The organism is Hyalangium gracile, assembly GCF_020103725.1.
GTDB lineage: Bacteria > Myxococcota > Myxococcia > Myxococcales > Myxococcaceae > Hyalangium > Hyalangium gracile.
Map to the genome: position 1 here is coordinate 223,253 of NZ_JAHXBG010000015.1, position 24,403 is coordinate 247,655.

The following is a 24,403-nucleotide window of genomic DNA, read 5'->3' on the forward strand; positions in this document are numbered from 1 at the left end:
GTCCTTGCGCTGCCCTGCCCCACCGCGCAGCCCTTGCGTCGCTCGGGCCCCTCCCACTCGCGGTGGGCCCGGTATGCGACTTGCTCATGTACCGGGGCATGCCCACCCAGGCCCCCTTCCTGGCAGTGCTCACGCTGCTGTCGCTCTCAGGCCTGGCCCATGCCGAGCCCCCCAGGCTCGCGGCGGATGCGCCCGTCGCCTCGCCCGACTCCTCCACCCACGCGGGTGAAGTCACCGCCACGAACCCGACGGAGCCGTCTCCCGTGCGGCGAACCTGGAACGCCGTGGGACAGGTGACGGGCATCAACGTGGCCGTGTGGACGCTGGACCGGTACATCCTGGGTCGCGAGTGGGCTCGCATCAGCCCCGACTCCTGGGAGCGCAACCTCCAGGAAGGCTTCGTCTGGGACCAGGACGACTTCGGCACCAACCAGTTCGCCCACCCCTACCACGGCAGCCTCTACTACAACGCCGCGCGCTACCACGGCTTCGGCTATCTCGGCGCCAGCCTCCTCACCATCCTCGGCAGCCTCGAGTGGGAGCTGTTCGCCGAGACGGAGTACCCGTCCGCCAATGATCTCGCCAACACCAGCCTCGGCGGCATCGCCCTGGGCGAGGTCATGCACCGACTCTCCCTCCAGGTGCTCGACAACCGCGCCCGGGGCACGCAGCGGATCGGTCGCGAGCTGCTCGGCGCGTTCCTGAGTCCCGCTCGCGGCTTCAACCGGCTCGTGGCCGGAGAGTCCTGGCGCATCAGCTCCACGACGTCCGAGCGCCGCGCTCCCCCCATCCGAGTCTCCACCCGGACGGGCTACCTGAAGCTCTCGGATGGCGACCCGATGACGCACGGCTCGGATCAGCTCTTCGTGCAGGTCTCCTTCCTGTCCGGAGACCCCGTCTACGACGTCATCCGCGAGCCGTTCGATGCCTTCCAGGCCGCCGTGCAGTTCAACACCAACAAGGAATATCAGCTCATCAGCCACGCCGAGGTGCAGGCCACGCTCGCCACCACCCCGCTGGCGAGCACCGAGCACTCCCGGCTCGTGCTGGGGCTCATGCAGTACTTCTATTACACGAACATCCAGGCCTACTCGATTGGCGCCCAGTCCTTCAGCGCCAGCCTCCTCTACGGGCGTGAGTTCTCACCCGGTTCGGGGCTGCGCATGGGCCTCCATCTGCGTGGCGTGGTGCTCGGGAGCCTCTCCAGCGAGCACTCCCGATCCGTCGGCCGCGACTATGACTACGGCCCCGGCGTGGATCTCGCGCTCGAAGCCACGTATCAGCGCGGGCAGTGGGCGCTCGCCAGTGCCCAGCTGGACATGGCCTGGATGCACACCGTCAATGGTTCGATCAGCAACCACCTGGTCAGCGCCGGCCGGTTCCAGGTGGATGTCCCCGTCTACCGAGCCCTGGGCATGGGCCTGGGCGTCGTCGTCTTCCGCCGCGACAGCTTCTACGAGGAGTTCGACGACACCACCCAGTACGCCTCGCAGTTCCGGGCGTTCATTTCGATGCACTGACCCCGGGGCCACCGTCCGGAGCCTGCTCCAGCCGCACGTCCGCGATCACCGGGTAGTGGTCGGAGGCCTCCACCCGCGGCACCCGACTCGCCAGCGGCGTGAAGGCATCCGAGGCCAGCACGTAGTCGATGCGCACCGACGGCAGGAACGGCAACGGCAGCTGGAACGTGCCGGAGGGCCCCGAGCCACTCGCGTCGAAGACATCCACCATCCGTCGCCGCAGCAACCTCACCGTCAGCGAGTCCGGCCCGTCGTTGAAGTCCCCCATCAGGATCCTGGGCCGCGAGTCCCTCTCGAGCAACCCGGCAATGAGCACACCCTGGCGCAGGCGGATGCGGCTCCGGAACGGGGAGTGGATGAGGTGCGTCAGGTAGACGCTGACCTCGCGCCCCTCCACCCGAAGGACCGCGTGCACCACCGTCCGAGGCTCCCCACCCTCGTTCACCGGTAGCGCGTACTGCGCCAACGACTCCACCGGAAAGCGCGACAGCAGGGCGATGCCATAGGCGCCGCCGTACATGTCTCGCGTCCGGAAGTGCCCGTGGTACGACAACCCCACGCGCTCGGCGAGCACCGCCGCCTGATCCAGTCTTCCCGCGCGGCGGCTGCGGCAGTCCACCTCCTGCAGCGCGACGATGTCGGGCCGAGCCGAGCGGATCACCTCCACCACATCATCCAGCCCCCTCGTGGCGGACTTGATGTTGTAGGTCATCAAGCGCAGGTGCCCGGACTCGCGGGCCTCCTCCGGCGCACGTGCTCCCGCGGCGTGCCCCGGCTGAGCTGTCGTCGCGCAGGCGAGCGTCGTCGCGAGTAGCGCAAGCGGGATGAGCGAGGCGAGTCTCATGAGGCACCTCTCCGATCGGCCTCGAGGCTCTCGCAAGGTAACGCAGCCGCGCAAGCAGGCGAGCGTACCCTTTTGTCGGATTCGCACCGGCTCCGAGCCCGGCGCGAGCGCCCAGCCGCGTCCTCAGCTCCGGGGACGCTCGGTGTACGCGACGCCGTCCTTCACGCTGTCCCCCGGGTGGACGATCACCCGCTCTCCCGGCGCGAGCCCCTCCATCACCTGCGCCTTGAAGCCGTTGCGCTGGCCCACCTGGATCGGACGCAGCCGCACCCGCCCCTCCTGCGCCAGGAACACCGCCCACCCCGCGCCCTGGCGGAACAGGGCGCTCTCTGGCACCTGCACCACGTCCGCGCCGTCCCACAGCGTGACGCGCGCCTCCACGCGGTATCCGTCTCCCAGTGCCTTGCGCCGCTCCACGGGCTCCTCGAGCGTCATGAGCACGTTCACCCGCTGCTCCTCCACGCCCAGCGCGGACGTCCGGGTGAAGGCCGCAGGCTCCACCCGCCGCACCCGCCCCTCTAGCGGATAGTCTCCACCCCAGTTCTCGATCCGCGCACGCGCGCCGGGACGGATGCGCACCGCGTCCTGCGAGAGCACATCCACCACCACCTCCAGGACCTCCGGATCGCCGATCTCCATCAGCGGCACTCCCGGAGCCACGGCGCCCTCGCTCTCCTGCATCACGCGCAACACCCAGCCCCGCACGGGCGCCCGGATCTCCAGACGCTCGTGCTCCGCAGGCCGCCGCTCCATCCGCCCTCGGGCCGCGCGCGCCATCTCGAGCTGCTGCTCGGCGATGCGCACGGCGGACTGCGCCGAGGCCAGCTCCTGCGCGCGGCTGCGCTCCTCGAAGCGGGCCGTCTCCAGGCTCTGCGCGCTGGCGCTCCCGCCCGCCGCGAGCTTCTCCTGCCGGGCCACCTCGGAGCGGGCGAACTCCAGCGCCGTCTGCGCGCGCTTCACCCCCGCCTCCGCCTGATCCCGGCCCGCCAGCGCCGCTCGCACCTGCGCGTCCGCCTGGGCCCTCGAGCGCGCATCCAGCAGCGGCGGATCCAACGAGCCGAGCTGGGCGAGCACCTGCCCCTCCGTCACGGCGTCCCCCGGCTTCAGCGAGATGCGATCCAGGTACCCGCCCACCGGCGCGGAGATGATGTAGCGATCCTTCACCCGAGTCTTGCCGGGCTCCGTCACCGTCACCTCGAAGGGGCCTCGGGTCACCTCCTCGACATCCACCGCCACGGGCCGGGGCCGGTACGCCGAGGCGATGGCTCCCACCAGGGCGAGGGCCAGCAGGGCGAGCAGCGCTCTCTTCAGCCATTTCTTCATGGTCTCTATTCCCGTGTCTTGAGCACGCCGATGAGGTCCAGGTGATCCAGCCGCCGGCGGACGAGTAGCGCGCTCACCACGCCAGCCACCAGCACGACGATGACCGCGAAGGCGTAGGTGCGTGGATCGATGATCGCGGGCAGGCGGAACAGCTCGGTGTCCACCGCGGCGCCGGCGACCCAGATGGCGAACAGCCTGCCGAGCACCAGCCCCATGGGCAGCGCCAGCAACAGGCTCGTGGCGATCTCACTCAGCAGGATGACGGAGATCTCCCGGCGGGTGAACCCCAGCACCCGCAGGCTGGCGAGATCCCTCGAGCGCACCGCCAGCGCGATCCGCGCGTTGTTGTAGACGATGCCCACCGCGATGGCCGCCGCGAAGGCCGCGAGCACCACGGTGAAGACGACCATCACCTCCGCGATCTGCTTCTCGAACTGCATCTTGAAGAGATCCGAGCGCCCCACCCCCGCCACCAGCGGCAGCTCCTTGAGGCGCGCGTAGATCTCGTCCATCCGCGCCGGATCCACCGTGAGCGTGGCGCCCGTGATGACGCCATCATCCCCGAGCAGCCGCTCCAGCGACTCGAGCTCCATGTACGCCGAGAGCCCGATCAGATCGTCCACCAGGAAGGCCACCCGCGCCTCGCGAACGGGCCGGCTCCCGTCCTGCACCTCGAGGCGGACGGTGTCTCCCAGGCCGACGCCCAGGCGCCGTGCCAGCTCGCGGCCGACCATCAACCCCCCGGCCTTCAGCGCGACAGGCCGCAGCTTCGCGTCCAGCACCTGCCGGTGTACCCCGTCCGAGGGCAGGCCCTGAATGGCCGTCTCGTAGCTCCGAGGCCCCGCCACCAGCCGCACCGGCACCATGCGCAGCGGCTCGGTGTGCAGCACGCCGGGGATCTGCTCCACCTCGCGCCGGGCGCGATCCGGCACGGACCTGGAGAAGGCCAGCGAGATCGCCTCGCGCTGGGCCAGCCCGTACTGCACGCCGATGACGTAGCGGACCGAGTCGATGGAGAAGCTGCCCACGATGAGGATGGCCACCGCCAGCCCGATCCCCAGCGACGAGAACAGCAACCGCCACGGGCGCCGCTCGAGATCCCTCAGCACCATGCGCCCGGCCTGCGAGAACAGCCGATGGAAGCCGCTGCGCTCCAGGAGCGTGGGCCGGTAGGTGGGAGGCGACGCGGGGCGCATGGCCTCCGCCGGAGGCAGCCGAGCCACCTGGCGCACCGAGGCGAGCGCTCCCACCACCGCCGAGGCGAAGCTGAAGAGGACGGAGACCACCACCATGCTCAGATCCAGCCGGAACGTCAGCAGGGGGAAGCGGAAGGCCTCCGAGTACAGGCTCATCAGCCCCTGCCCCGCCGCCACTCCCATCCCCGTGCCCACCACCGCGCCCAGTCCCACCACCACCATCACCAGCTTCAGGTAGTGCAGCCCCACGGACAGATCCGAGTAGCCCAGCGCCTTGAGCGCGGCGATCTGCTCGCGCTGGGTGCCGATCAGCCGGGAGAGCACCACGTTGACGAGGAACGCCGCCACCGCCAGGAAGATGAGCGGCACCACGGTGGCCTGCGCGTAGAGCTGCTGGATCTCCTGCGAGACGTACCGATCCGAGATCTGCTTGTTCCGGGGGAACGCCCCCAGCCCTCCATAGGGCTTCAGCAGCCGATCCAGCTCGTCCACCACGCTCTCGGCGCTGGCGCCCGGGATCAGCCGGACGAGCACGTCATTGAAGGCCCCCTCCATCCGGAACGCGGCCGCCAGCGCGTCGCGCTCCATCCAGAAGACGCCGAAGCGCAGGTTGTCGTCCCAGATGCCCCCGGGAGGCACCGCGTAGACGTACTCGGGAGACAGCACCACGCCCACCATGCGCAGCGCCACCCGCCGGCCGTTGACCAGCGCCACGATGCGATCGCCGAGCTCCAGCTGGTGCCCCTTGGCGAAGGCCTCGTTGACGAGCACCTCGTCGGTCCGCCCGGGCTCCACCATCCTCCCGGCGCGCAGGTGGAGCTGGTTGAGCAGCGGCTGACTGCGGCTCGGGATGGAGACGATCTGTCCCGCCACCGGCTCGGCCAGGGCGGGCATGTCCAGCAGCACGCCCTCCACCACCCGCCCCTCCACCTGCGCCACCCCGGGCAGCGTGGCCAGGCGCTCGAGCAGCGCGTTGGGCGCGCGCTCCAGCCGGACGAACACGTCCGCGAACCGGGCGCGATCGTAGTACGCCTGCTGCGAGTCGGAGAGCGAGCGGTAGACGCTGAAGGTGGACACGTACGCCGTGATGCCCGCCGCCACCACGAGCGCGATCGTCACCACCTGCCCCTTCAGGAGCGACAAGTCCCTCAGGAGCTTCCTGTCGATCGGCCTCACCATTCCAGCTCCGACGGCGACCGCTTGACCGCGTTCTGGCGCACGCTGGAGACCCGCCCGTCCGTCAGCGTGACGACCCGATCGGCCATCTGCGCGATGGGGGCGTTGTGGGTGATGACGGCGGTGGTGGTCCCCAGCTCCTGGTTGATGCGGGCGATCACCTCCAGCACCACGCGGCCCGTCTTCGCATCCAGGGCGCCCGTGGGCTCGTCGCACAGCAGCAGCGCCGGGCGCTTGGCGATGGCTCGCGCGAGCGCCACCCGCTGCTGCTCACCGCCCGAGAGCTGCGCCGGGAAGTGATCCAGCCGCGCCCCGAGCCCCACCCGCTCCAGCGCGTCCTCCGGGCGCATCGGGTCCTCGGCGATGTCCGTCACCAGCGCCACGTTCTCCCGCGCGGTGAGGCTGGGGATCAGGTTGTAGAACTGGAAGACGAAGCCCACGTGCTCGCGCCGGTAGCGGGTGAGCTCCCGCTCGCTCGCGTGCGTCAGGTCATGATCGAGGTACTGGACCTGACCGCTCGTCGGCACATCCAGCCCTCCGATGATGTTGAGCAGCGTGGACTTGCCGCTGCCCGAGGCCCCCAGCAGGACGACGAACTCCCCCTTCCGCATCTCGAAGTCCACGCCGCGTAGCGCGTGCACGTCGACCTCGCCCATCCGGTAGACCTTGGTGAGGGCTCGGGCGCTCAGCACCACGGGCGCTGCGTCCTGGGCCTGTGACACGGCGGCATCCATAGGGCCTGGGCCCTCCTCTGCCAGTGCGACTGCAAGGAGGGTGCCCATTGCGGCCAACCGATGCAGCAGAGCGCCGGGCGCAAGGACTGCGGAGAACCCGGGACACGCGCAGGGATTGCGGGAGGCGAGGAGCCGCTCAGGCCTCGCCCTGCTCCGCTCCTCGCGCGGTCCGCGGCAGCGCCTACTTCGCGGCTTCCTTCGCCTCCGACGACGCGCTCTTCGGCTCCGCAGCGGGCTGCTCGGCGCTGGCGCGGGCCAGGCGCAGCAGCGCGGGCGGCGAGGCGCTCAGCGCTCCGACATACAGCCGGCCGTGGAAGCCTTCCGGGCTGGCCGAGGAGAAGAGCTGCACCCCCTGGGCACCGCCAGCCAGCTGGCGAGCCTCCTGCGTGGGGCTGATGGCGAAGAGATCACAGGTGACCTTCTCCCAGACGTTGTAGCGGCAGGTGAACTGGGTGCCTCGCTCGAAGCCCACGGCGAGCGCCCGGACCGACGGAAGCTCGCGCGCCAGCCGCACGCCGAGCGGCGCATACGCCTCGTCCCACTCGACGCCCGCCGTGCGCACGTGGACGCCTCCCGCCAGGGCCAGCAGCCAGCTCTGGGGGTGCGCCTTGCGGTACTCCAGCAGGTGCCGCGCCATCTCCGCCTCGCGCGCGTCGCCGCTGGCCTCCTCCGAGTCGAACGCCACCAGCTCCACGGCGCGCCCCGAGGCACGCAGCCGCCGCACCTGCTCGAGCAGCCAGAGCACGGAGCGGCTGCTCCGCCCATCCTGGTACACCCGGCGCCAGAAGCTGCTGCGGACCAGGAACCGGCCCACATCCCGGGAGTTGCCCTCGCTCGCCAGGTACTCGTTCAGCAGCGCCTGCTCCGAGGCGGGCAGCGACAGCCCCAGCGCCACCGGAAACCCCTTCGACGCCGCGTCACACAGCAGCCTCGCGGCCACCACCGGCAGCTCGCGCGTGCCCAGCGGGTCCGCCAGCAACACCGTCTGCGCCGGCATCAGCAGCGGCTCCGCGCCGGGCAGCGGCGCTCCGCACTCCGAGGAGGGCACTGGCTCTCCCGGCGTTTCCCCCCACCCGTCCACCACCACGGAGCGGATGGGCACCGCGGCGTTGCCACCCACCAGCTCCAGCGCGGGCACCATCTCCAGCCGGGCGAGCAGCTGGCGCTCCAGCTCCAGATCCCGCTTGCCCCGAGCCATGCGGAAGGTCTCGAGATCCGCCGCCCCAGCTCCCAGGTCGCGATCGAAGGCGCGCTTCTGCGCGGCCTTGCACTCCTCCTCCTCCCGCGCCCCGATCATCTTGGGCGGGGACTCGATCACGTTCTCCTGCTGGTTGTAGCGCAGCCGGAAGATCCGGACGACAGACTGGCGAGGCCCCAGGCTCTCGCCCTTCACGTAGTAGCGCTCCCAGGCCCGGAAGTCCGCCGGGTTCGTCCCTGGCTCCACGGTCGAGGTGAGCAGCACCCGCCCCTCCTCGCGCTCGAAGACGTCGTACTTCCTCGCCTCCAGGAGCTGCCGGGTGACCAGCATCGCCTCGTCCAAGGGCACGAGGTAGACGTTCTCCTTCTCCGGCACCTCATCCGGCTCCACCAGGGCTGACTTCGAGCCTCCAGGGGCGCTTGCACAGCCCAGCCATAGAAGTCCCAGGACGAGGTACGGCCGCATCGCATTTCTCCCGCCAGAAAGTGGCGCTCCGGAGGGCTCGCGCGCCCCCGGGCCTTGGATACGGCCCGAACGCACGAGAGCCGCTCTCATATCGGCGTCCGGGCGCAAGGCCGAAAATCCCCGGAAAAAGATTTCTGGGACGGCCGCAAGCTCCTGGACGGAGTGGCCTCGGGCGTCAACTTCCAGGAGCTCAGCAACGAGAAGGACCCGGTGCAGGAGACCACACGGAGACGCACTCCAACGCCGGCTACGCCACGCCTACACCCGACCAGATCAACAGCATGGCGGATGCCGTCACCTACCTGCGCAAGGAAGGCGTTCCCGTCTGAGCCGCCGGATCTGTCTCGGGATCAACATGTCAGATTCGCATTCCGTGGATAACCAGTGAAGACTGCGCGCGGCCGGGCTGTGAAGCCCGGAGCACTTCCCGGGAAGAAGCGGATGCGCGACGAGGAGCTGCTGGAGGCCCTGGAGATCCGTTCCGGCTCGCCCGGAGCGGGAGAGGTCTACCCCGCCGTCAGTGCGCCGCCCGTTCAAACCCAGCCCACCGCGCCGCTGCGCCGGCCCTCCGTGGACGAGGCAGAGAAGGTGGCGGTCGCGGAATGGCAGCCACCGCCCTGCCGCGAAGTGCCGGCGCCCGGCCGCACCGTGGCCGGGCGCTACACGGTGCTGGAGCGGCTCGGTGAGGGCGGCATGAGCGTGGTGCTGGCCGCCTATGACGCGCGGCTGGACCGACGCGTGGCCCTCAAGCTGCTGCGCATGGAGGCCAACCCGGACGACGTCCATCCGGAGCTGCGCATGGTGCGAGAGGCGCAGGCCATGGCCCGCCTCAACCACCCGCACGTGGTGGCAGTCTACGACTCGGGGCAGCTGGAGGACGGCTCGTTCTTCATCGCCATGGAGTACGTGGAGGGCCAGACGCTGCGCCAGTGGTGCAAGGAGAAGCCTCGCTCCTGGCGCGAGGTGCTGGAGATCTTCCAGCTCGCCGGCAGCGGACTGGCCGCCGCGCACGCCGCGGGCCTCGTGCACCGCGACTTCAAGCCGGACAATGTGCTGGTGGGCCGGGACGGGCGCGTGCGCGTGACGGACTTCGGCGTGGCGAGACCGGTGTCCCGCCCCGACACGCCTCCCCTCCCCGTGCCCCCACCCCTGCCGCCCGGCGCCTGGGACACCGCGCTCACCCTGCCGGGCTACGTGGTGGGCACTCCCCGCTACCTGGCTCCCGAGCTGTTCGCCGGCGCCCCGGCGGACACGCGCAGCGATCTGTTCTCCTTCTGCGTGGCCCTCTACGAGGCCCTCTGTGGCCAGCCGGCCTTCTCGGGGCCTCCGGACAGCACCCCCGTCACCCCGCCTCCAGCCCACCTGCCCGCCTGGCTGATGCGGGCCGTGCTCCAGGGGCTGTCCGCCGATCCCACGCAGCGCCCTGCCTCCATGCCCGCGCTGCTGAAGGCGCTGGCGGAGCATCCCGCCATCCGCCGCGATGCCCGGCTCCGGATGGCCGCCGTGGGGGTGGCGATGGTGGCGATGGTGGCGCTGGCGGCCTGGGGCTGGCTGGGCCAGCAGGAGCAGGCGCCGGACTGCTCTCACATGGAGCGCAGGCTGGCCGGCATCTGGGATGCCGGAGTCCAGCAGCGGGTGCGGCAGGCCCTGGAGGGTACCGGGCTGCCCTACGCGCCCGCCACCGCCGAGCGCGTGTCCTCGGCGCTGGACGACTACGCCCGCACCTGGGCGCGCATGCGTGGCGAGGCGTGCGGGGCGGCTCGGGAGCAGGCGGGGACGCCTCGGAGCCTCGCGGTGCTGCAGGAGTACTGCCTCGAGCGGCGGCGCAGCCAGCTCCGCGCGCTCACCGAGCTGCTGGGGCGAGACTCGGACCCGGAGCTGCTGCCTCGCGCGGTGGAAGCCGCCCAGGGGCTGCCTCCGCTGGAGTACTGCGCGGATGCCCAGTCGCTGACGGCCGCCGTGCCTCCGCCGGAGGATCCCGAGCTCCGGGCCAGGGTCGAGGCCCTCCAGGAGGACGTGGACCGGCTGGAGGCGCTGTACGAGGCGGGCAAGTACTCGGAGGGCATGGGGTTTGGCGCCCGGCTGCTGCCGCAGGTGGCCCAGGTGGACTTCCCCGCCCTGCATGCGCGGGCGCTGTACCAGCTGGCCCAGAACCTGGAAGGCGCCGGAGAGTTCAAGCAGGCCGAGGCTCGCGTGCGCGAGGCCATCCCCCTGGCCGCCCAGGGCCGGGACGATGCGCTGCAGTCGCGCGCCTGGGGCCTGCTCACCCTGGTGCTGGGGGCCCGCCAGGGCCGCTTCGCGGAGGCGCAGGGCCTGGAGCTCATCACCGCCTCGGCCGCGGCTCGCACCGAGGATCCCCTGGCCCGCGCCGAGGCGCTCAACGCCCTGGGCACGCTGATGAACGGCGTGGATCGCTACGACGAGGCCCAGCGGCTCTTCGAGGAGGCCCTGGCGCTCTGGCAGCAGGTGCGCGGGCCGCGACATCCCTACGTCGCGGGCTTCCGCAGCAACCTGGGCGTCGTCCTGCTCATGCGAGGAGAGTACGAGGCGGCTCGGGTACACATCGAGGGCGCGCAGAGCCTCTGGGAGGAAGTGCTGGGACCGGAGCACCCCTACCTGGTCCACTCGCTCCTCAGCCTGGGCCAGGTGCACGCGCGCCTGGGCCACCCCCAGGAGGCGCTGGCGAAGCTCGATCGCGCGCTGGCCCTCGTCGACGAGGTGCTGGGCCCGGAGCACCCCTACCGCACCGGGCCCCTCACCGTGCAGGGCCAGGTGCTCACCGAGCTGGGGCGCTACGCGGAGGCGGAGCAGCGCCATCAGCAGGCGCTGGCGCTGTTCGAGAAGGTGCTGGGCCCCGAGCACCCGAGCATCTCCGAGCCCCTGCTCGGCCTGGGCCAGCTGCGGCGGCTCCAGGGCCAGCCCGCCGAGGCGCTGCCCCTGCTGGAGCGAGCCCTGGGCACCGCCCAGGGCTCCACCCGCGCCGAGGTGCAGTTCGAGCTGGCCCAGGCGCTCTGGAGCGCCCGTGCCGGGGACCCGCGCGCCCGGCAGCTGGCCTCGCAGGCGCACGAGCACTGGCAGCGCCTGGGGCACCCCGAGAAGGCCCGGACCGAGCAGTGGCTGGCCGCGCACCCGGGGCCTTGAGCCCCAGCCAGGCCTCCGTCACGTCAGCGCGAGCAGCTCCGCGGGCTCTTCTTGCCCCAGGGGCACGATGCGCTGGCTGCGCACCTTGAGCGCCTGTCCCCGAGGCCGACGCACCGCCAGCGCCACCATGTGCCGGGCCGAGGGCCGCAGCTGGGCGAACTGCCACGCCTCGGGCTCGTCCCTCAGGCGCGGATCGAAGGAGATCCGCGGCAACTGTCCCGGCTGCAGCTCGAACGCGAACTGCTCCAGCGGCAGCGCCAGCCCCATGCCGCGCGCCTTGATGTACGCCTCCTTCAAGGTCCAGTACTCGAAGAAGCGCTCCTGCTGGTGGCTGGCGGGCAGCGCCCGGAGCGCCGTCACCTCCGAGCGCGCGAAGTAGGAGTCCGCCAGCCCGACCACCTCTCCCGGGCGCAGCGAGTCCTCCACATCCACGCCCACGTCCGCGTCGAGCGTCACCGCGATCACCGCCATCCCGTCCGAGTGGGAGAGGTTGAAGCGCAGCCTCGAGCCGGTCTCCCCCAGCACCTCCGGCCGGCCGTACGCGTTGGTGCGGAAGGACCACGCCTCGGGAGCCACGGGCGCGTACCGGGACAGCGTGAGCCTCACCAGCGCATGCGAGACGAGGTACTGCCGCTGGTGCCGCTCGAAGTGGAACCGCCGCTGCTTCTCACGCTCCTGCGCGCTCAGCACCCGCCCGTATGCCTCGAGCAGTCGCGGCTCGGAGATCTGCTCGGGCTCCGTGAGCCAGACATGGACCTCGTCCGAGGCCAGGGACATCAACGCCGGTAGGGAGGAGTTCGCCAGCATCCACGGCCCAGCGAAGCAGGCCCCCACCTCGTTGTCACGCCCCTCGCCGGGAGCGCCGAGCCATCGGTTTTCTCGAAGCTTTGACCCCGTATTTCCTATTTGCCGAATAGTGAAGTGGTTCCTATTTCAATGGGATGCGGCTCCGCCTGGGGAGGTGCCAGGCAGGCAGGCATCCAGTCGGCGGTCGAAACCCTCTGAGGAGATGCAGCGACCATGGAATTACACAGTATTGGCAGCCCCCTGCTATGGGCGGGCTTCATCGGCTTCGTGCTCGCCATGCTCGCCCTGGACCTGGGGGTGTTCCACCGCAGCGCCCACGCGGTGCGCTTCAAGGAAGCGCTCGTCTGGAGCGCCATCTGGGTGAGCCTGGCGCTGCTGTTCAACCTGGGGATCTGGTGGAAGTTCGGCGCCGAGCCGGGCGTGCAGTTCCTTACCGGCTACCTCATCGAGAAGTCGCTCTCGATCGACAACATCTTCGTCTTCGTCATCGTCTTCTCGGCGCTGAGGATCCCCGCCATCTACCAGCACCGGGTACTCTTCTGGGGCATCCTCAGCGCGCTGGTGCTGCGCGCGATCATGATCTTCGCCGGCGTGGCGATGCTGCAGCGCTTCCACTGGCTCATCTACGTCTTCGGCGCCTTCCTCATCTTCACGGGCGTGAAGCTGTTCCTCAACCGCAACAAGGAGGATCACCCGGAGAACGGCTGGGCCATGAAGTGGGCCCGCCGCGTCATCCCCTCCACCAGTGAGTTCGACGGGCACCACTTCTTCACCAAGGAGAACGGCCGGCGGCTGGCCACCCCGCTCTTCATGGCGCTGATGCTGGTGGAGATCACCGATGTCATCTTCGCGCTGGACTCGATCCCGGCCATCTTCGCCGTCACCCAGGATCCATTCCTCGTCTTCACCTCCAACATCTTCGCCATCCTGGGCCTGCGCTCGCTCTTCTTCCTGGTGGCGGGCATGGTGGAGAAGTTCAGCTACCTGAAGGTCGGCCTGTCCGCGGTGCTCGTGTTCGTGGGCGCGAAGATGGCGCTGGTGGACTTCGTGAAGGTGCCGGCCGCCGTCTCGCTGGGCGTCATCGCCACCCTCATCGGCGGCTCCGTGCTGGCCTCGTTCCTCAAGGCGCGCTCCCTGGAGGCCGCCAACAAGGACCGGCAGCCGGCGCCCGGCCCCACCGTCTCGAACACGCCCTAGCGGGTGGTCTCCAGGAACTGGAGCCAGGACTCGACCAGCTGCTCGAACTCATCCAGCGTCAGCTCGCGCGCGCGGCCCGGGACGGCAAGCTCGCTCTCGATGACCGCGCGCCCCCGGCTCAGCTTCACGCTCCAGGTGTCGCCATCCGCCAGCCACGAGGAGTGGCTGCCCCGGCGCAGCGCGCGGATGATGTCCAGCAGCCGACGGCAGAGGCGCGGATTGTTGCGGACCTCCTCGGACAGGTAGTTGGCGAGGATGTCGTCGGGCGGCTCCCCGAAGGCCAGCACCTGCCCGTCCTGGTCCCATGTGAACCGCAACTTGTGCATCATCGACTCCTGGCCCAGCAGGCCCAGTGTCGCATGGAGATAACCCGGCCGCGGAACTCTTGCGTGGGGCCCGCGGCCAGGTGTGAGGACCAGCGAATAAGCCCACCCCGGCAACTGACCGCTTCCAGGCACCCGGAACCCGGAAAAAGCGAAAGGTCGTGAGCCCTGGGGAACTCATCCCGGACTCACGACCTCTCGAGAGTGGGCGCAGCAGGGTTTGAACCTGCGACCCCTGCCGTGTGAAGGCAGTGCTCTACCGCTGAGCTATACGCCCGTGGCGCCTTGCGACGCGGGGGTAAATGCCATCCGCCCCCTGACGTGTCAACGCTATTCAACCGCGCCTCCCGCCTTTCCATTCCGGCGGGCCCCCCAGGGAGGACTACTCCTCCTTGAGGGCGTCCAGCTTCTCGTCCAGCTCGCGCATGCGGCGCTTGAGGCTGGAGAGCTTCTTGCCTACGGCCTTGAAGTCGCTCTTGGGGGCGAAGTTGAGGGCGCGCATCAGCTCCTCGTGCCCCTTGTCGAGCGCCTGCTTGCCCCGCTGCACCTTCCCGATGGCGTTGGCGATCTGCATGGCGCGCTTCTCGTCCGCCATGAGCTTCTCCATCGCCTTGGCCGAGACGCCCAGGGCCTTCTTCTTCAGCTCGTCTCCAATGCCCATCCGAGGATGCCTCCGCGGCTCTTCATCGTTCGTCGATGAACTCCGTCTTCAGCTGGGCGAAGACGCGATCCGCGATGCCTTTGTACCGCATCCGCTCGATGAGCGGCTGCAGATCGCCCTTCACGGCGATGCGGCGCTTGAGCACCGCCTCCACCGGATCCAGGGTGCCCCTGAGCAGCTCCTTCCACACCGAGTACGGGGCGCGGGCCACATAGGCGGGCTCGAACTCGTCCAGATCGTCCGGATCGTCCAGCACCCGCAGCTTCTCGAGGCGGCCGTTCTTGGGGACGATGTGGATCACGAAGGTCTTGGCCAGCTTGCCGGGCTCGGCATCCACGATGGCGCCGAAGTCACCCGTCCAGCCCTGCCCCGCCGCCACGGACTCGTGATCGGCGTTGGTGATCCGCACCGCCTCCTCGCACCACTCCTTGGATGGGAACTTGGGCATCGCGTCTCCCGCTACCTCCGGCGGAACACCCGGGTGATGCTGGACAGGAGGCCGCCGCCGTCCTCGCCCTGTCGGGGCTCACGCTCGGTGGGGGGCGGCTCCTTGGGGAGCGCCTCCTCGATGGCCTTCTTGAGCGCCTCGGGCGTGTCCCGGGTGGCCAGATCCACCTTCTTCATGGTGGAGCCCTCCTCCACCATCACCTGCAGCAGGCACTCCTCCGTCAGCTTGAAGTCGATCTTCCGGCCAGCGAACGAGGCGGGCAGGCGCACCGTGCCCAGGTACTCGTTGTCGACGATGAGGTCGCTGTCGCCCTGGTAGATGTCCAGCTCGATGTGCGGCGAGCTCGCGTCCTTGGGGGCGGGCAGCCGGAAGCTCTTCACCAGGGGGATGAGCGAGTTCTTGTCGATGATGCGCTTGACGCGGTTGTTGGGCAGCCCGTAGCCGATGGGCATGGACAGCGCGTCCAGCAGCGTCACCGAGTCGATGCTGCCCAGCGAGTCACCCAGCAGCGCGGCGCCCAGGGCCACGCACTCGTCCGGGTGGACGCCCTTGCGCGGCGCCTTGCCGAAGTGCTCCTGGATCTTCTGCTGCACCAGCGGCATGCGGCTCTGGCCGCCGACGAGGATGATCTCGTCGATGTCCGAGCGCTTGATGCCCTTCTCCTCCAGCACCCGGTCGCAGATCTCGAAGGTGCGGTTGACCAGGTCGCCGGTGAGCGCGTTGAGCACGTCGCGGGTGAGCGGCATCCGCAGGTCCACCGGCTTGCCCTTGCGCTCCTCGATGAAGGGCAGATCGATGAGGACGTTGAGGCGCAGGGTGAGATCGATCTTCGCGGCCTCGGCGGCGTTCTTGAGCCGCTGCATGGCGATGGGGCTCTGCGACAGATCGATCTTGTGCTCCTCGTGGAACTTCTCCAGCAGGTAGTCCATCACCCGGTTGTCGAAGTCCACGCCGCCCAGGAAGGTGTCACCGCCGGTGGCGAGCACCTCGAAGACGTTGCCGGTGAGGTGGAGCACGGACACGTCGAAGGTGCCGCCGCCCAGGTCATAGACGAGGATCTTCTGATCCAGGCCGCGGTTGAAGCCGTAGGCCAGCGCGGCGGCGGTGGGCTCGTTGACGATGCGCTTGACGTCGAAGCCGGCCAGGCGCCCGGCCTCCTTCACCGCGTTGCGCTGGTTGTCGTTGTAGTAGGCCGGCACGGAGATGACGGCGTCCTGGATGGGCCCGCCGAGGAACTGCTCGGCGATGGTCTTCACCTGCCCGAGGATGAGGCTGGCCACGTGCGGCAGCGAGTACGTCTTGCCACCCAGCATCACCGCGGCGTCCCCGTCGGGGCCCTCGGTGATGTCGTAGTTGAAGTAGCTCTTGAGCTCCTCGACGACCTTGGAGTGGTACTTGCGCCCGATGAGCCGCTTGGTGCCGTAGAGCGTGTTCTTCGGGTTGGTGATCATCTGGTCCTTGGCGACGCCGCCGACCAGGAGGTCTCCCTTGCCCGAGAGGGCCACCACGGAGGGGAGGATCAGGCTGCCGCGATCGGTGGGGACGACCTTCGGGATGCGGTTGCGCACCGACGCGACCAGCGTGTTGGTCGTGCCCAGGTCAATCCCGACGATGCGAGCTTTGTCCGCCATGAGAATCGAGAGGCGCTGGCCACAGGAGCCGCGGCACCCTTCACCTCTGTATCACGTCGGAGTCCTGCACGCCCGTTTCTGGCCAACCGCCTAGTACTCGACATCGGGCTCGGGGTCCGGCGGGACAGCCGGCCCTGGCTCGGGCCGTCCCTCCAGCGCCTTGGTGCTCTCCAGGCGGGGGAGCACCTGGGTCTCCATCGCCTCCAGGATGAGTCGGTCATACGGAGCGTCCTCGGCCACCGGCAGCTCCTCGATGAAGCGGGACTGGCGGAGGATGATCCGGGCCCCATCCTGGGGGTTGGTGGTGAGCGGATAGGTGAGCGCCAGCTCGTCCTTGGCCCGGGTGACGGCCACGTAGAAGAGGCGCCGCTCCTCCTCCTCCTCCTCGGGGTTGCGGATGGCCGTGATGAGGGGGAAGCGCCCCTCGGACAGCCAGATGACGAAGACGGCCTTCCACTCCAGCCCCTTGGCCTGGTGGACGGTGGAGAGCGTCAGGAACTCGTCCGGCTCCTCCCCGGACATGGCGTCCTCGGCGGAGAACTCGGAGACCAGCGCGATCTCCGACAGGAACCGAGGCAGATCCTCGAAGCGGCCGGCGTACTCGGCCAGCTGGCGGATGTCCTCCTCGCGGCGCTCCTCGGCGACGAACTCGGCCTTGAGGTACTCGCTGTAGCCGCCCGTCAGCACGTCCTCGATGAGCTGGCCGGGCGTGCGGGCCGCGTCTGGCCGTGTGAGCCGGCCCATCATGGCGGTGAAGCGGTTGAACCCCGCCGAGCCCTTCCGGGGCACGTGCCGGCGGACGTCCGGGTGGCCCAGCCGCTCCTGGACGGGCTGCTCCGGGGGCAGCGCCTGGAGCGCGGTCCAGAGCGACTCGGCGGTGGCCTGCCCCACCCCGGACACCAGCTTGATCACCCGCTTGAAGGCCAGCTCGTCCCCCGGGTTGTGGGCGAAGCGCAGGTGGGCCAGCACATCCTTGATGTGGGCCTGCTCGAAGAAGCGCACCCCGGAGCGGACCCGGAAGGGGATGCCCCGCTTCGTCAGCTCGAGCTGCAGCTCCATGGAGTGGCTGTGCGCCCGGTAGAGCACCGCCATCTCCTCCAGGGGTGTCCCCTCCTCGCGCAGTTCCAGCACGCGCTGGGCGACGAACGCCGCCTGCTCGTCCACGTCCTTGGTGGGCACCAGCACCGGCCTGGCGCCGCTGGGACGCTCCGCGGAGAGCTGCTTGGGGAACTGGCGCAGGTTGAGCGCGATGGAGGCGTTGGCCAGCTGGAGGATCTCCGGCGTGGAGCGGTAGTTGCGCGTCAGCGGGTACACGCCGCAGCCTGGGTAGCGCTTGGGGAAGTCGATGATGTTGGTGAAGTCCGCGCCCCGAAAGCTGTAGATGGACTGGCAGTCGTCGCCCACCACCGTCAGGTTCTTGCGCTCCCCCACCAGCAGATCCACCAGGTCTCCCTGGAGCCGGTTGGTGTCCTGGTACTCGTCCACGAGCACGCACCGGAACCGGTCGACGAGCTGCGTGCGCACCGGGGCGTGCTCGGCCAGCAGCCGCTTGAGGTGCAGCAGCAGATCGTCGAAGTCCATCAGGTTCATCTGCTGCTTGCGCTGCTGGAAGCGCAGCGCCACGGCCAGCACCTCCGCCGCCAGCGGCAGGAACTGGGGCCGGTCCTGCACCAGCACCTCGGCCAGCGAGCGCTGCAGGTTGATGGCCGTGGAGACCAGATCCAGCACCACCTCCGCCCGGGGGAAGCGCCGCTCCTTGGAGATCTTCCGCTCGGCGATGCACGAGGACATCAGGTCCCGCGCGTCCTCGCGATCCAGCACCGTGAAGGACTGGGAGAAGCCCAGGTTGTGCGCGAACTGGCGCAGCAGCGCGTGCGCCGCGTGGTGGAAGGTGCCGCCGAGGATCTTCCGCACGTCCACGAAGCCGCCGGCCAGCTCCTCCACCCGCCGCGTCATCTCTCGCGCGGCCTTGTTGGTGAAGGTGAGCAGCAGGATGCCCTCCGGAGGCACCCCGCGCTCCAGCAGCCGCGCCACCCGGAACGTCAGCGTGCGCGTCTTGCCCGAGCCCGCTCCGGCGATGACGAGCGCCGGCCCGTCTCCCGCCTCCACGGCGCGCAGCTGCTCCTCGTTGAGGAGCGCCGCGTAGTCGATCCGCAGGGCGGGCTTCGCCGGAGCAGCGACCTTCAGCGTGTAGGTGCGCGTGGCCATGAGCCTCCGGACTCTAACCCCCGCCCCGCGAGCAGGCAGGGAAAATCCGTTCAGTCCCCGCGTGCCGAGAGGGCGGCGAGCCGAGCGGCCGCCAGGGCACGGACCTCGGGCGACGGATCCCGATCCCTCGCCACCTCCAGCAGCACCGGAGCGAGCCTGGGCAGCTTCGTGCCCACCGCTCCCAGCGCCTCCGTGCGCTCCTTCACCGCGCTGGTCAGGCGCTCGCGCACCTGCTGATCCCGGCACAGCCGCACGCCCGGGTTCTGCTGGCGCAGCAGCAGCTCCGCGTCCGCCAGCCGCGCCTCCGAGAGCTTCACCGCGTCCTGGGCCGCCCGCTCGAAGCTGTTGAGGTCCTCCGGAAACTCCGTCGCCTGCTTGCGCGCCAGCGCGATGGCCTCCGCCGCGAAGCGCGCGTTCTCCGCCGCCGCGCAGAGCTGACGCGCCGACGCCAGCGGCACCCCGCCCTCGGGGGACACCACCTCTTCCTTCGCCACGCCGTGCGCCCACAGCGCGAGCTGCCGCGCCGCCACCGCCGAGGAGAAGAGCTGCCGGCGCTCCTGGCGGATCTTCACCCAGCGGCGGAGCACCACCGGATCCGGGTTGTTCGCGTCGAAGGCCCGCTGGTACTCGGTGGCCGCCAGCTCGAGCTGCCCCGTCAGATCCAGCAGCGCCGCGATGGTGAGGTACACCTCCGCGCTGCTCGCACGCTCGCGCAGGCCCTCCAGCCGCGCCGCCACCTCGTACTCGGCCACGTCGCGCGGCAGGGCGCGCAGCACCGTCTGCAGGCTCTCCAGCGCGTACTGGCGGATCAGCGGGTTGCGCGCCGTGCGGAAGGCGTTGAGCAGCGGCTCCAGCGCGCGCACCGAGACGTGCTGCCCCAGCTCCTCCGCCGCCTGCCAGCGATCCAGCGGATCCAGCGCGCCCAGCGACTGCTGCAGATCCGAGAGCTCCCTCAGGTAGAAGTTCACGTACGAGGCCTGCGCCAGCGGCTCCCGCGAGGCCAGCGCCTCACGCACCGCCCTGGCCCGAGACAGCCGCTTCGGAAAGTCCTCGAGCTGGGGCCCCAGCGGGTGCCCCTTCACCTTCGCCTCGGCCTCCTCCAGCAGCCCGGAGACGAGCAGGCCCTCCACCTCCAGATCCAACAGCCGCGCCTTGGCCTTCTCGCGGTGTTGGCCGGCCGGGAAGTCCCGCAGGTACGCGAAGAGCTTCGTCGCGCCCGAGACCCTTGCCTGCGCGAAGGCCTGATCATCCAGCCGCGCCTCCACCTCCTGCCGCCGGGGATCGTCCCCCACCTCGCGCAGGAACGCCGAGAGCCGCTTCGGATCCGCCGAGGTGCTCAGCTCCTTCTGCTCGGCCTCGGTCATCAGCCGCCGGGCCTCCTCGCGCTGCGAGCCATCCGGGTGGTCCGCCAGGAACTGCCGCCAGACGGCCACCGTGCCCGCCTCCTTCGCGGCGTTGAAGCGCAGCCCCTCCAGCAGCGAGCTCGCCGCGCGGGCCTGCGGCGCCTCCGGATAGGCCTCCAGGAAGCGCTTGTAGGCCAGCACCGTGTGGAGCTTCTGCGCCCGCGCGAACTCCAGCTCCTCGATGCGCGCCTCGGCCGGCTCGGCCATGTCGTCCTTCGGGTACTCGCGAAGGAACTCGCGGTAGGCCTCCACCGTGTCCGCGTCCTTGGCGCGCTGGTACGCCTGGGACGCACAACCCGTGAGAGACAGCAGCACCGCGAGCGCAAGAAGCCTGGGCATCACCCCACCATTATCCCACCTGTCCAGAAACGGAAAACCCAAGCATCGACGCCCGGTTGCCTGGGTGTGTTTTTTGACGACACGGCCTCGTGGAAGGACCATGTAGCACGTGGACTTACAGGGAGGTCTCATGAGGCTCTTCGCGCTGCTGGCCGGGATGGTGTGGATGACGGGGTGCGCCACGGGTGCCACCGGAGCGCCCCTGGGTGGCCAGCTGGCCTTCGAGAACCTGCGGTACCGGCCCGCCACTCCCGCCGCCATGCCGCGAGGCATTCCCGACGAGCCCGAGGAGGCTCCGCCCGCCGTCGCCGAGGCCCCGCCGCCGGCCGAGCCCCGCCCCGCCGTGGCGAAGCGGCCGACGCCCCCTCCGAGCAAGAAGGCCCCGGCCTCCCGCGAGGCGCGCACCGAGCCGAAGAAGCGCGCCCAGCCCGTGTCCCGCCCCGTCGCCAATCGGGATGGCCGCGAGCTGGTGGTGGCCACCGCCCGCGCGCTGGTGGGCCAGCCCCAGGTGAGGGTGGGAGGCCGCGCGTACCCCAGCGACTGCACCGGGCTGGTGGAGGCGGTCTACTCGCAGGCCGGCGTCCCGCTGAAGGGCACGTCCAAGCCGGGAGACAACGGCGTCACCGCCATCTATCGGTACGCGCTGAACCACGGCCGCGTCTACAACGGCGGCCGTCCCCTGCCCGGCGATCTCGTCTTCTTCCGGGAGACGTACGATCAGAACCGCGACGGCCGGCGCAACGACGGGCTCACGCACGTGGGGCTGGTGGATCAGGTGGACGCGGACGGCACCGTCACCGTCATCCACCGCGTGAAGCGCGGCGTGGTGCGCTACCGGATGAACCTCTCCAAGCCCGGCGTCGGCAAGGATCCAAGCACCGGCAAGGTGCTCAACGACACGCTGCGCGCCCCGGGCCAGGGCCGGTCCTTCGCCCTCACCGGACAGCTCTTCGTGGCCTACGCCAGCGTGCTGCCCTCCTCCAAGCCGGTGGTGGTGGCCCAGCGGTAGCGGGCCTCACCCCGTCGTCGGCTAGGAGGCCACGCGCTCCGGCTCGTCGGTCAGCGCGACGGCCACCTGGTACACCTCGTTCTTCTTGAAGGGCTTCTTGAGCTCCGTCAGCCCGTGGGCTTGGCCGAACTCCCGGCGCATCTCCTCCAGGGAGTAGTCCGAGAAGGCCGAGCACAGGACGACGGGCAGCGAGGGCGCCACCTTGCGCAGGTGCCGCAGCGTCTCGAAGCCGTTCCAGCCCGGCGGCATGCGGTAGTCCAGGAACACCAGCGAGTAGGGCCGCCCCTCGGCCAGCGCCTGGCGCACCTTGGCGACGCCCTCCCGGCCCTGGAAGACCGAGTCCAGCTCGAAGCCTGGGTGCGTGGACTTCGTGGAGGGAGGCGCCACGCCGAACAGCGCCTCCTCCAGCCGCGCGAGATCCTCCCACTCCTGCGCCGGGCCGGGAGTGAGGATCCGGACGAAGTCCTTGTGGATGTCCTCGGAGTCGTCGATCACCAGGATCCGGCGCTTACGCATGGGATGGCTCGCTCTGTGCCTGGGGCTTCACAGGGAGCTCCAGCGCGAACGAGGCGCCCTTCCCCACTCCGTCGCTGTGCACGCTCAACGCGCCCCCCAGCTCCTGGGCCGCCAGCGCGCTGGAGTGCAGCCCGAAGCCATGCCCTCCCTGGCGAGTGGTGAAGCCGCGCTGGAAGATGCGGTGGAGCACCTCCGGTGCGATGCCCACGCCATTGTCCCTCACCTCGATACGGACGCGGTCATCCGAGCCGGGGCTCACGCTCACGGTCAGGCGTCGTTCGTGATCGGGAATGGAATCCAGCGCGTGCTTGGCGTTGCTGATCAGGTTGACCAGGATCATCAGCACCTTGTGCTTCTCGGTCAGCACGTCTGGCACTCCCCCCATGTTCAGCTCCACTTTAACAGAGTGGCGACTGAGCGCAGCCTGATTGATGCGCACGGCATCCTCGACCAGCTCCCCGAGCTTCACAGGCTCGATCATCTGCATGGGGAGCTTCGCGTAGTCCTGCTGCAGCTTGACGATGGCGCCGATGTGCTCGGTGTGTCGGCTGACATCGCCGAGCAGGGTCTGGAGCTCCTGGCGCTGGGCCTGCAAGTGCTGGCCTGTCTTGCGCAGGAAGGGCAGCGCGTTGCGCCCGCGCGGGTCCTGGGTGACGAAGGCCGACAGCTCGGCCCGGTGCTCCTCCATCAGGTCCACCGTCCGCTCCACGTTCTCGATCTTCATCGCGGCCAGCCGCTCCTGGGCCACCATCGTGGAGGTCAGCACGCTGTTGAGCACGTTGCCCACGTTGTGCAGCACGTTGGTGGCGATCTCCGCCCGTCCCACCTGCCGGGCCGTCTCCACGAGCTGCCGGTGGACGTCCGTGAGCTCCTGGGTGCGCTGCACCACCCGCTGCTCCAGCCCCTCGTTGGCCTGCCGCAGGGCCTCCTCGCGCCGCTGGACCTCCTGGGCCATCAGGCGGAAGGCGCTGGCCAGCCGCCCCAGCTCGTCGTCCCGCGAGGACTCCAGGGAGACCTTGAAGTCGCCGGCCGCCACCTGATCCGTGGCCTGGGTGAAGGCCACCAGCGGACGGGAGATCTGCTGCCGCAGCACCCAGGACATGATGGCGAGCTCCACCAGCAGCGACACCAGGCCGAACATCAGGACATAGCGCGCCACCCCGAAGGCATCCGAGGAGACCACGTGCTCGGGCTGCACCGTGACGAAGTTCCAGTGGGGCCCGCGCAGCCGCGCCGCGGCCAGGTACTCGCCATGGTCCTTCAGCTCCACGCCGATCTGGTCGGGCGGCCGGGCCTTCACCGCCTCGAAGATGGCGCGCAGGTGGGCGCGCTGCTGCTCGGAGCCCCCCTGCTCGAAGACCTCCTCCGGCTTCCGGGTGTCGCTCAGGATGTTGTAGGGCTCCACGCCGCCCTTCACCCGCAGGTGCGGGTGGGCGATGAGCAGGCCATCGTCGCGGAACAGGAGGTTGTAGGCCTGCGGCAGGTGGATGTTGAGGGTCCGGACCATCAGCTCGTCCAGGAGCACGTCATGGGAGATCGTCCCGATGTGGCGGCCGCCCACGTCCACGGGCGTGACGACCGTCACCATCCAGGTCCGGGTGGGCACGTCCTCGAAGATGCCCGTCCAGGCCGGCTTCCGCTGGGGATTGTTCTCGGGCAGGCCCAGCGTGAAGTACTCCTGGTTCAGGATCGAGAAGGTGGGCTCGAGCTCGAGGAAGTAGTTGGGCGCCGCCGGGAAGTACCCCACCAGGGTCCCCTCCGGCAGCATCACGCCGGTGCTGACGAAGCGGACATGGTAGGCCGGGCCGTACTGGCTCACCATGTCGTAGGCGGCCAGGGTCCGGCGGCGGAAGTCGGCATCGTCCTTCACGCCCCGGGGTATGTAGACGCCCGGCTGCTTCGTTCCGTCGAAGCCCTCGCGCCGGTTGCGGATCGTCCCATCCGGCTGGCGCGTGAAGAGGCTGTCGAAGCGCGGGTTGGGGTCCTGCTCGAGCCAGGCCTGGAACCGCTCCTCCAGGGCCTTCGCCATGCGCGCATGGTTGTCCTGCGCGAGGACGAAGATGACCTCCTCGCGCTGGCTGTGGTCCGTGACGGCCCGCTCCAGCTGCGAGAGGGCCTCGGTGCGGAACGAACGGAAGATGTGGAAGTAGCTGACGAGGGTGGTGAGGGCGATGATCACCCCGACGCGCACGCCCATCTTGATGAGCGTGGAGCGAGCCAGGGAGGAACGAGCACGAGGAGCGGTGACAGGCGAGGTGGACATC

The 24,403-nt window shown here is 69.9% G+C and carries 18 protein-coding genes and 1 tRNA gene; 4 read left to right on the forward strand and 15 right to left on the reverse strand.

The features are described from left to right. Nucleotides 1–98: 98 nt before the first annotated feature. Nucleotides 99–1,520: a DUF3943 domain-containing protein gene (locus tag KY572_RS28730; RefSeq protein ID WP_224246179.1), complete on the forward strand. Its 1,422-nt coding sequence runs from the start codon at nt 99–101 to the stop codon at nt 1,518–1,520. Here the strand turns inward: KY572_RS28730 and KY572_RS28735 are convergent. The 5 genes from KY572_RS28735 to KY572_RS28755 form a co-directional block, all read right to left on the reverse strand. Continuing rightward, nucleotides 1,504–2,364: an endonuclease/exonuclease/phosphatase family protein gene (locus tag KY572_RS28735; RefSeq protein ID WP_224246180.1), complete on the reverse strand. Its 861-nt coding sequence runs from the start codon at nt 2,362–2,364 to the stop codon at nt 1,504–1,506. The two genes, KY572_RS28730 and KY572_RS28735, sit on opposite strands and share 17 nt — an antisense overlap. A 123-nt stretch (nt 2,365–2,487) precedes the next feature. Then, complete coding sequence (locus KY572_RS28740; RefSeq protein WP_224246181.1) at nt 2,488–3,687, reverse strand: efflux RND transporter periplasmic adaptor subunit; 1,200 nt, start codon at nt 3,685–3,687, stop codon at nt 2,488–2,490. 5 nt (nt 3,688–3,692) lie between these two features. Then, nucleotides 3,693–6,062: an ABC transporter permease gene (locus KY572_RS28745; protein ID WP_224246182.1), complete on the reverse strand. Its 2,370-nt coding sequence runs from the start codon at nt 6,060–6,062 to the stop codon at nt 3,693–3,695. Next, nucleotides 6,056–6,793, reverse strand: a complete 738-nt coding sequence (locus KY572_RS28750) for an ABC transporter ATP-binding protein (protein WP_224246183.1) — start codon at nt 6,791–6,793, stop codon at nt 6,056–6,058. Before KY572_RS28750 ends, KY572_RS28745 begins: the two co-directional genes overlap by 7 nt. Nucleotides 6,794–6,974: 181 nt before the next feature. Beyond that, the gene (locus tag KY572_RS28755) at nt 6,975–8,456 is read right to left on the reverse strand and encodes a hypothetical protein (RefSeq protein ID WP_224246184.1); all 1,482 of its coding nucleotides are present in this window, start codon (nt 8,454–8,456) and stop codon (nt 6,975–6,977) included. A 384-nt stretch (nt 8,457–8,840) separates the two neighbouring features. On the opposite strand from KY572_RS28755, the gene KY572_RS28760 reads away from it, so the two are divergent. Beyond that, entirely contained in the window at nt 8,841–11,597 is a 2,757-nt protein-coding gene (locus tag KY572_RS28760; protein WP_224246185.1) for a serine/threonine-protein kinase, read from the forward strand. An 18-nt stretch (nt 11,598–11,615) separates the two neighbouring features. Here the strand turns inward: KY572_RS28760 and KY572_RS28765 are convergent, their stop codons facing one another. Beyond that, on the reverse strand, nt 11,616–12,404 hold the full coding sequence (locus KY572_RS28765) for a 4'-phosphopantetheinyl transferase family protein (RefSeq protein WP_224246186.1): 789 nt from the start codon (nt 12,402–12,404) through the stop codon (nt 11,616–11,618). Nucleotides 12,405–12,617: 213 nt separating this feature from the next. On the opposite strand from KY572_RS28765, the gene KY572_RS28770 reads away from it, so the two are divergent. Next, nucleotides 12,618–13,601: a TerC family protein gene (locus KY572_RS28770; RefSeq protein ID WP_224246187.1), complete on the forward strand. Its 984-nt coding sequence runs from the start codon at nt 12,618–12,620 to the stop codon at nt 13,599–13,601. Here KY572_RS28770 and KY572_RS28775 read toward each other — a convergent pair. The 7 genes from KY572_RS28775 to KY572_RS28805 all read right to left on the reverse strand — a co-directional run bounded on the left by KY572_RS28775 (nt 13,598) and on the right by KY572_RS28805 (nt 20,614). Next, the gene (locus KY572_RS28775; RefSeq protein ID WP_224246188.1) at nt 13,598–13,930 is read right to left on the reverse strand and encodes a YacL family protein; all 333 of its coding nucleotides are present in this window, start codon (nt 13,928–13,930) and stop codon (nt 13,598–13,600) included. The genes KY572_RS28770 and KY572_RS28775 overlap by 4 nt on opposite strands. 199 nt (nt 13,931–14,129) lie before the next feature. Further along, nucleotides 14,130–14,201, reverse strand: a tRNA-Val gene (locus KY572_RS28780). A 105-nt stretch (nt 14,202–14,306) separates the two neighbouring features. Beyond that, the gene (locus tag KY572_RS28785) at nt 14,307–14,585 is read right to left on the reverse strand and encodes a hypothetical protein (protein WP_224246189.1); all 279 of its coding nucleotides are present in this window, start codon (nt 14,583–14,585) and stop codon (nt 14,307–14,309) included. A 22-nt stretch (nt 14,586–14,607) separates the two neighbouring features. Next, entirely contained in the window at nt 14,608–15,033 is a 426-nt protein-coding gene (locus tag KY572_RS28790) for an SCP2 sterol-binding domain-containing protein (protein ID WP_224246190.1), read from the reverse strand. Between the two features lie 11 nt (nt 15,034–15,044). Then, nucleotides 15,045–16,664, reverse strand: coding sequence for an Hsp70 family protein (locus KY572_RS28795; protein WP_224246191.1), 1,620 nt, complete (start codon nt 16,662–16,664; stop codon nt 15,045–15,047). 90 nt (nt 16,665–16,754) lie between these two features. Further along, nucleotides 16,755–18,872: an ATP-dependent helicase gene (locus KY572_RS28800; protein ID WP_224246192.1), complete on the reverse strand. Its 2,118-nt coding sequence runs from the start codon at nt 18,870–18,872 to the stop codon at nt 16,755–16,757. Nucleotides 18,873–18,922: 50 nt separating this feature from the next. Further along, the gene (locus KY572_RS28805; protein ID WP_224246193.1) at nt 18,923–20,614 is read right to left on the reverse strand and encodes a tetratricopeptide repeat protein; all 1,692 of its coding nucleotides are present in this window, start codon (nt 20,612–20,614) and stop codon (nt 18,923–18,925) included. Between the two features lie 130 nt (nt 20,615–20,744). Between KY572_RS28805 and KY572_RS28810 the strand changes: the two genes are divergently transcribed. Further along, complete coding sequence (locus KY572_RS28810; RefSeq protein ID WP_224246194.1) at nt 20,745–21,623, forward strand: CHAP domain-containing protein; 879 nt, start codon at nt 20,745–20,747, stop codon at nt 21,621–21,623. A gap of 21 nt (nt 21,624–21,644) precedes the next feature. Here the strand turns inward: KY572_RS28810 and KY572_RS28815 are convergent, their stop codons facing one another. Continuing rightward, entirely contained in the window at nt 21,645–22,139 is a 495-nt protein-coding gene (locus KY572_RS28815; protein ID WP_224246195.1) for a response regulator, read from the reverse strand. Beyond that, nucleotides 22,132–24,402 (reverse strand): ATP-binding protein, encoded by a 2,271-nt coding sequence (locus KY572_RS28820; protein ID WP_224246196.1) that lies wholly within the window; start codon nt 24,400–24,402, stop codon nt 22,132–22,134. Before KY572_RS28820 ends, KY572_RS28815 begins: the two co-directional genes overlap by 8 nt. Between the last annotated feature and the right edge of the window lies 1 nt (nt 24,403).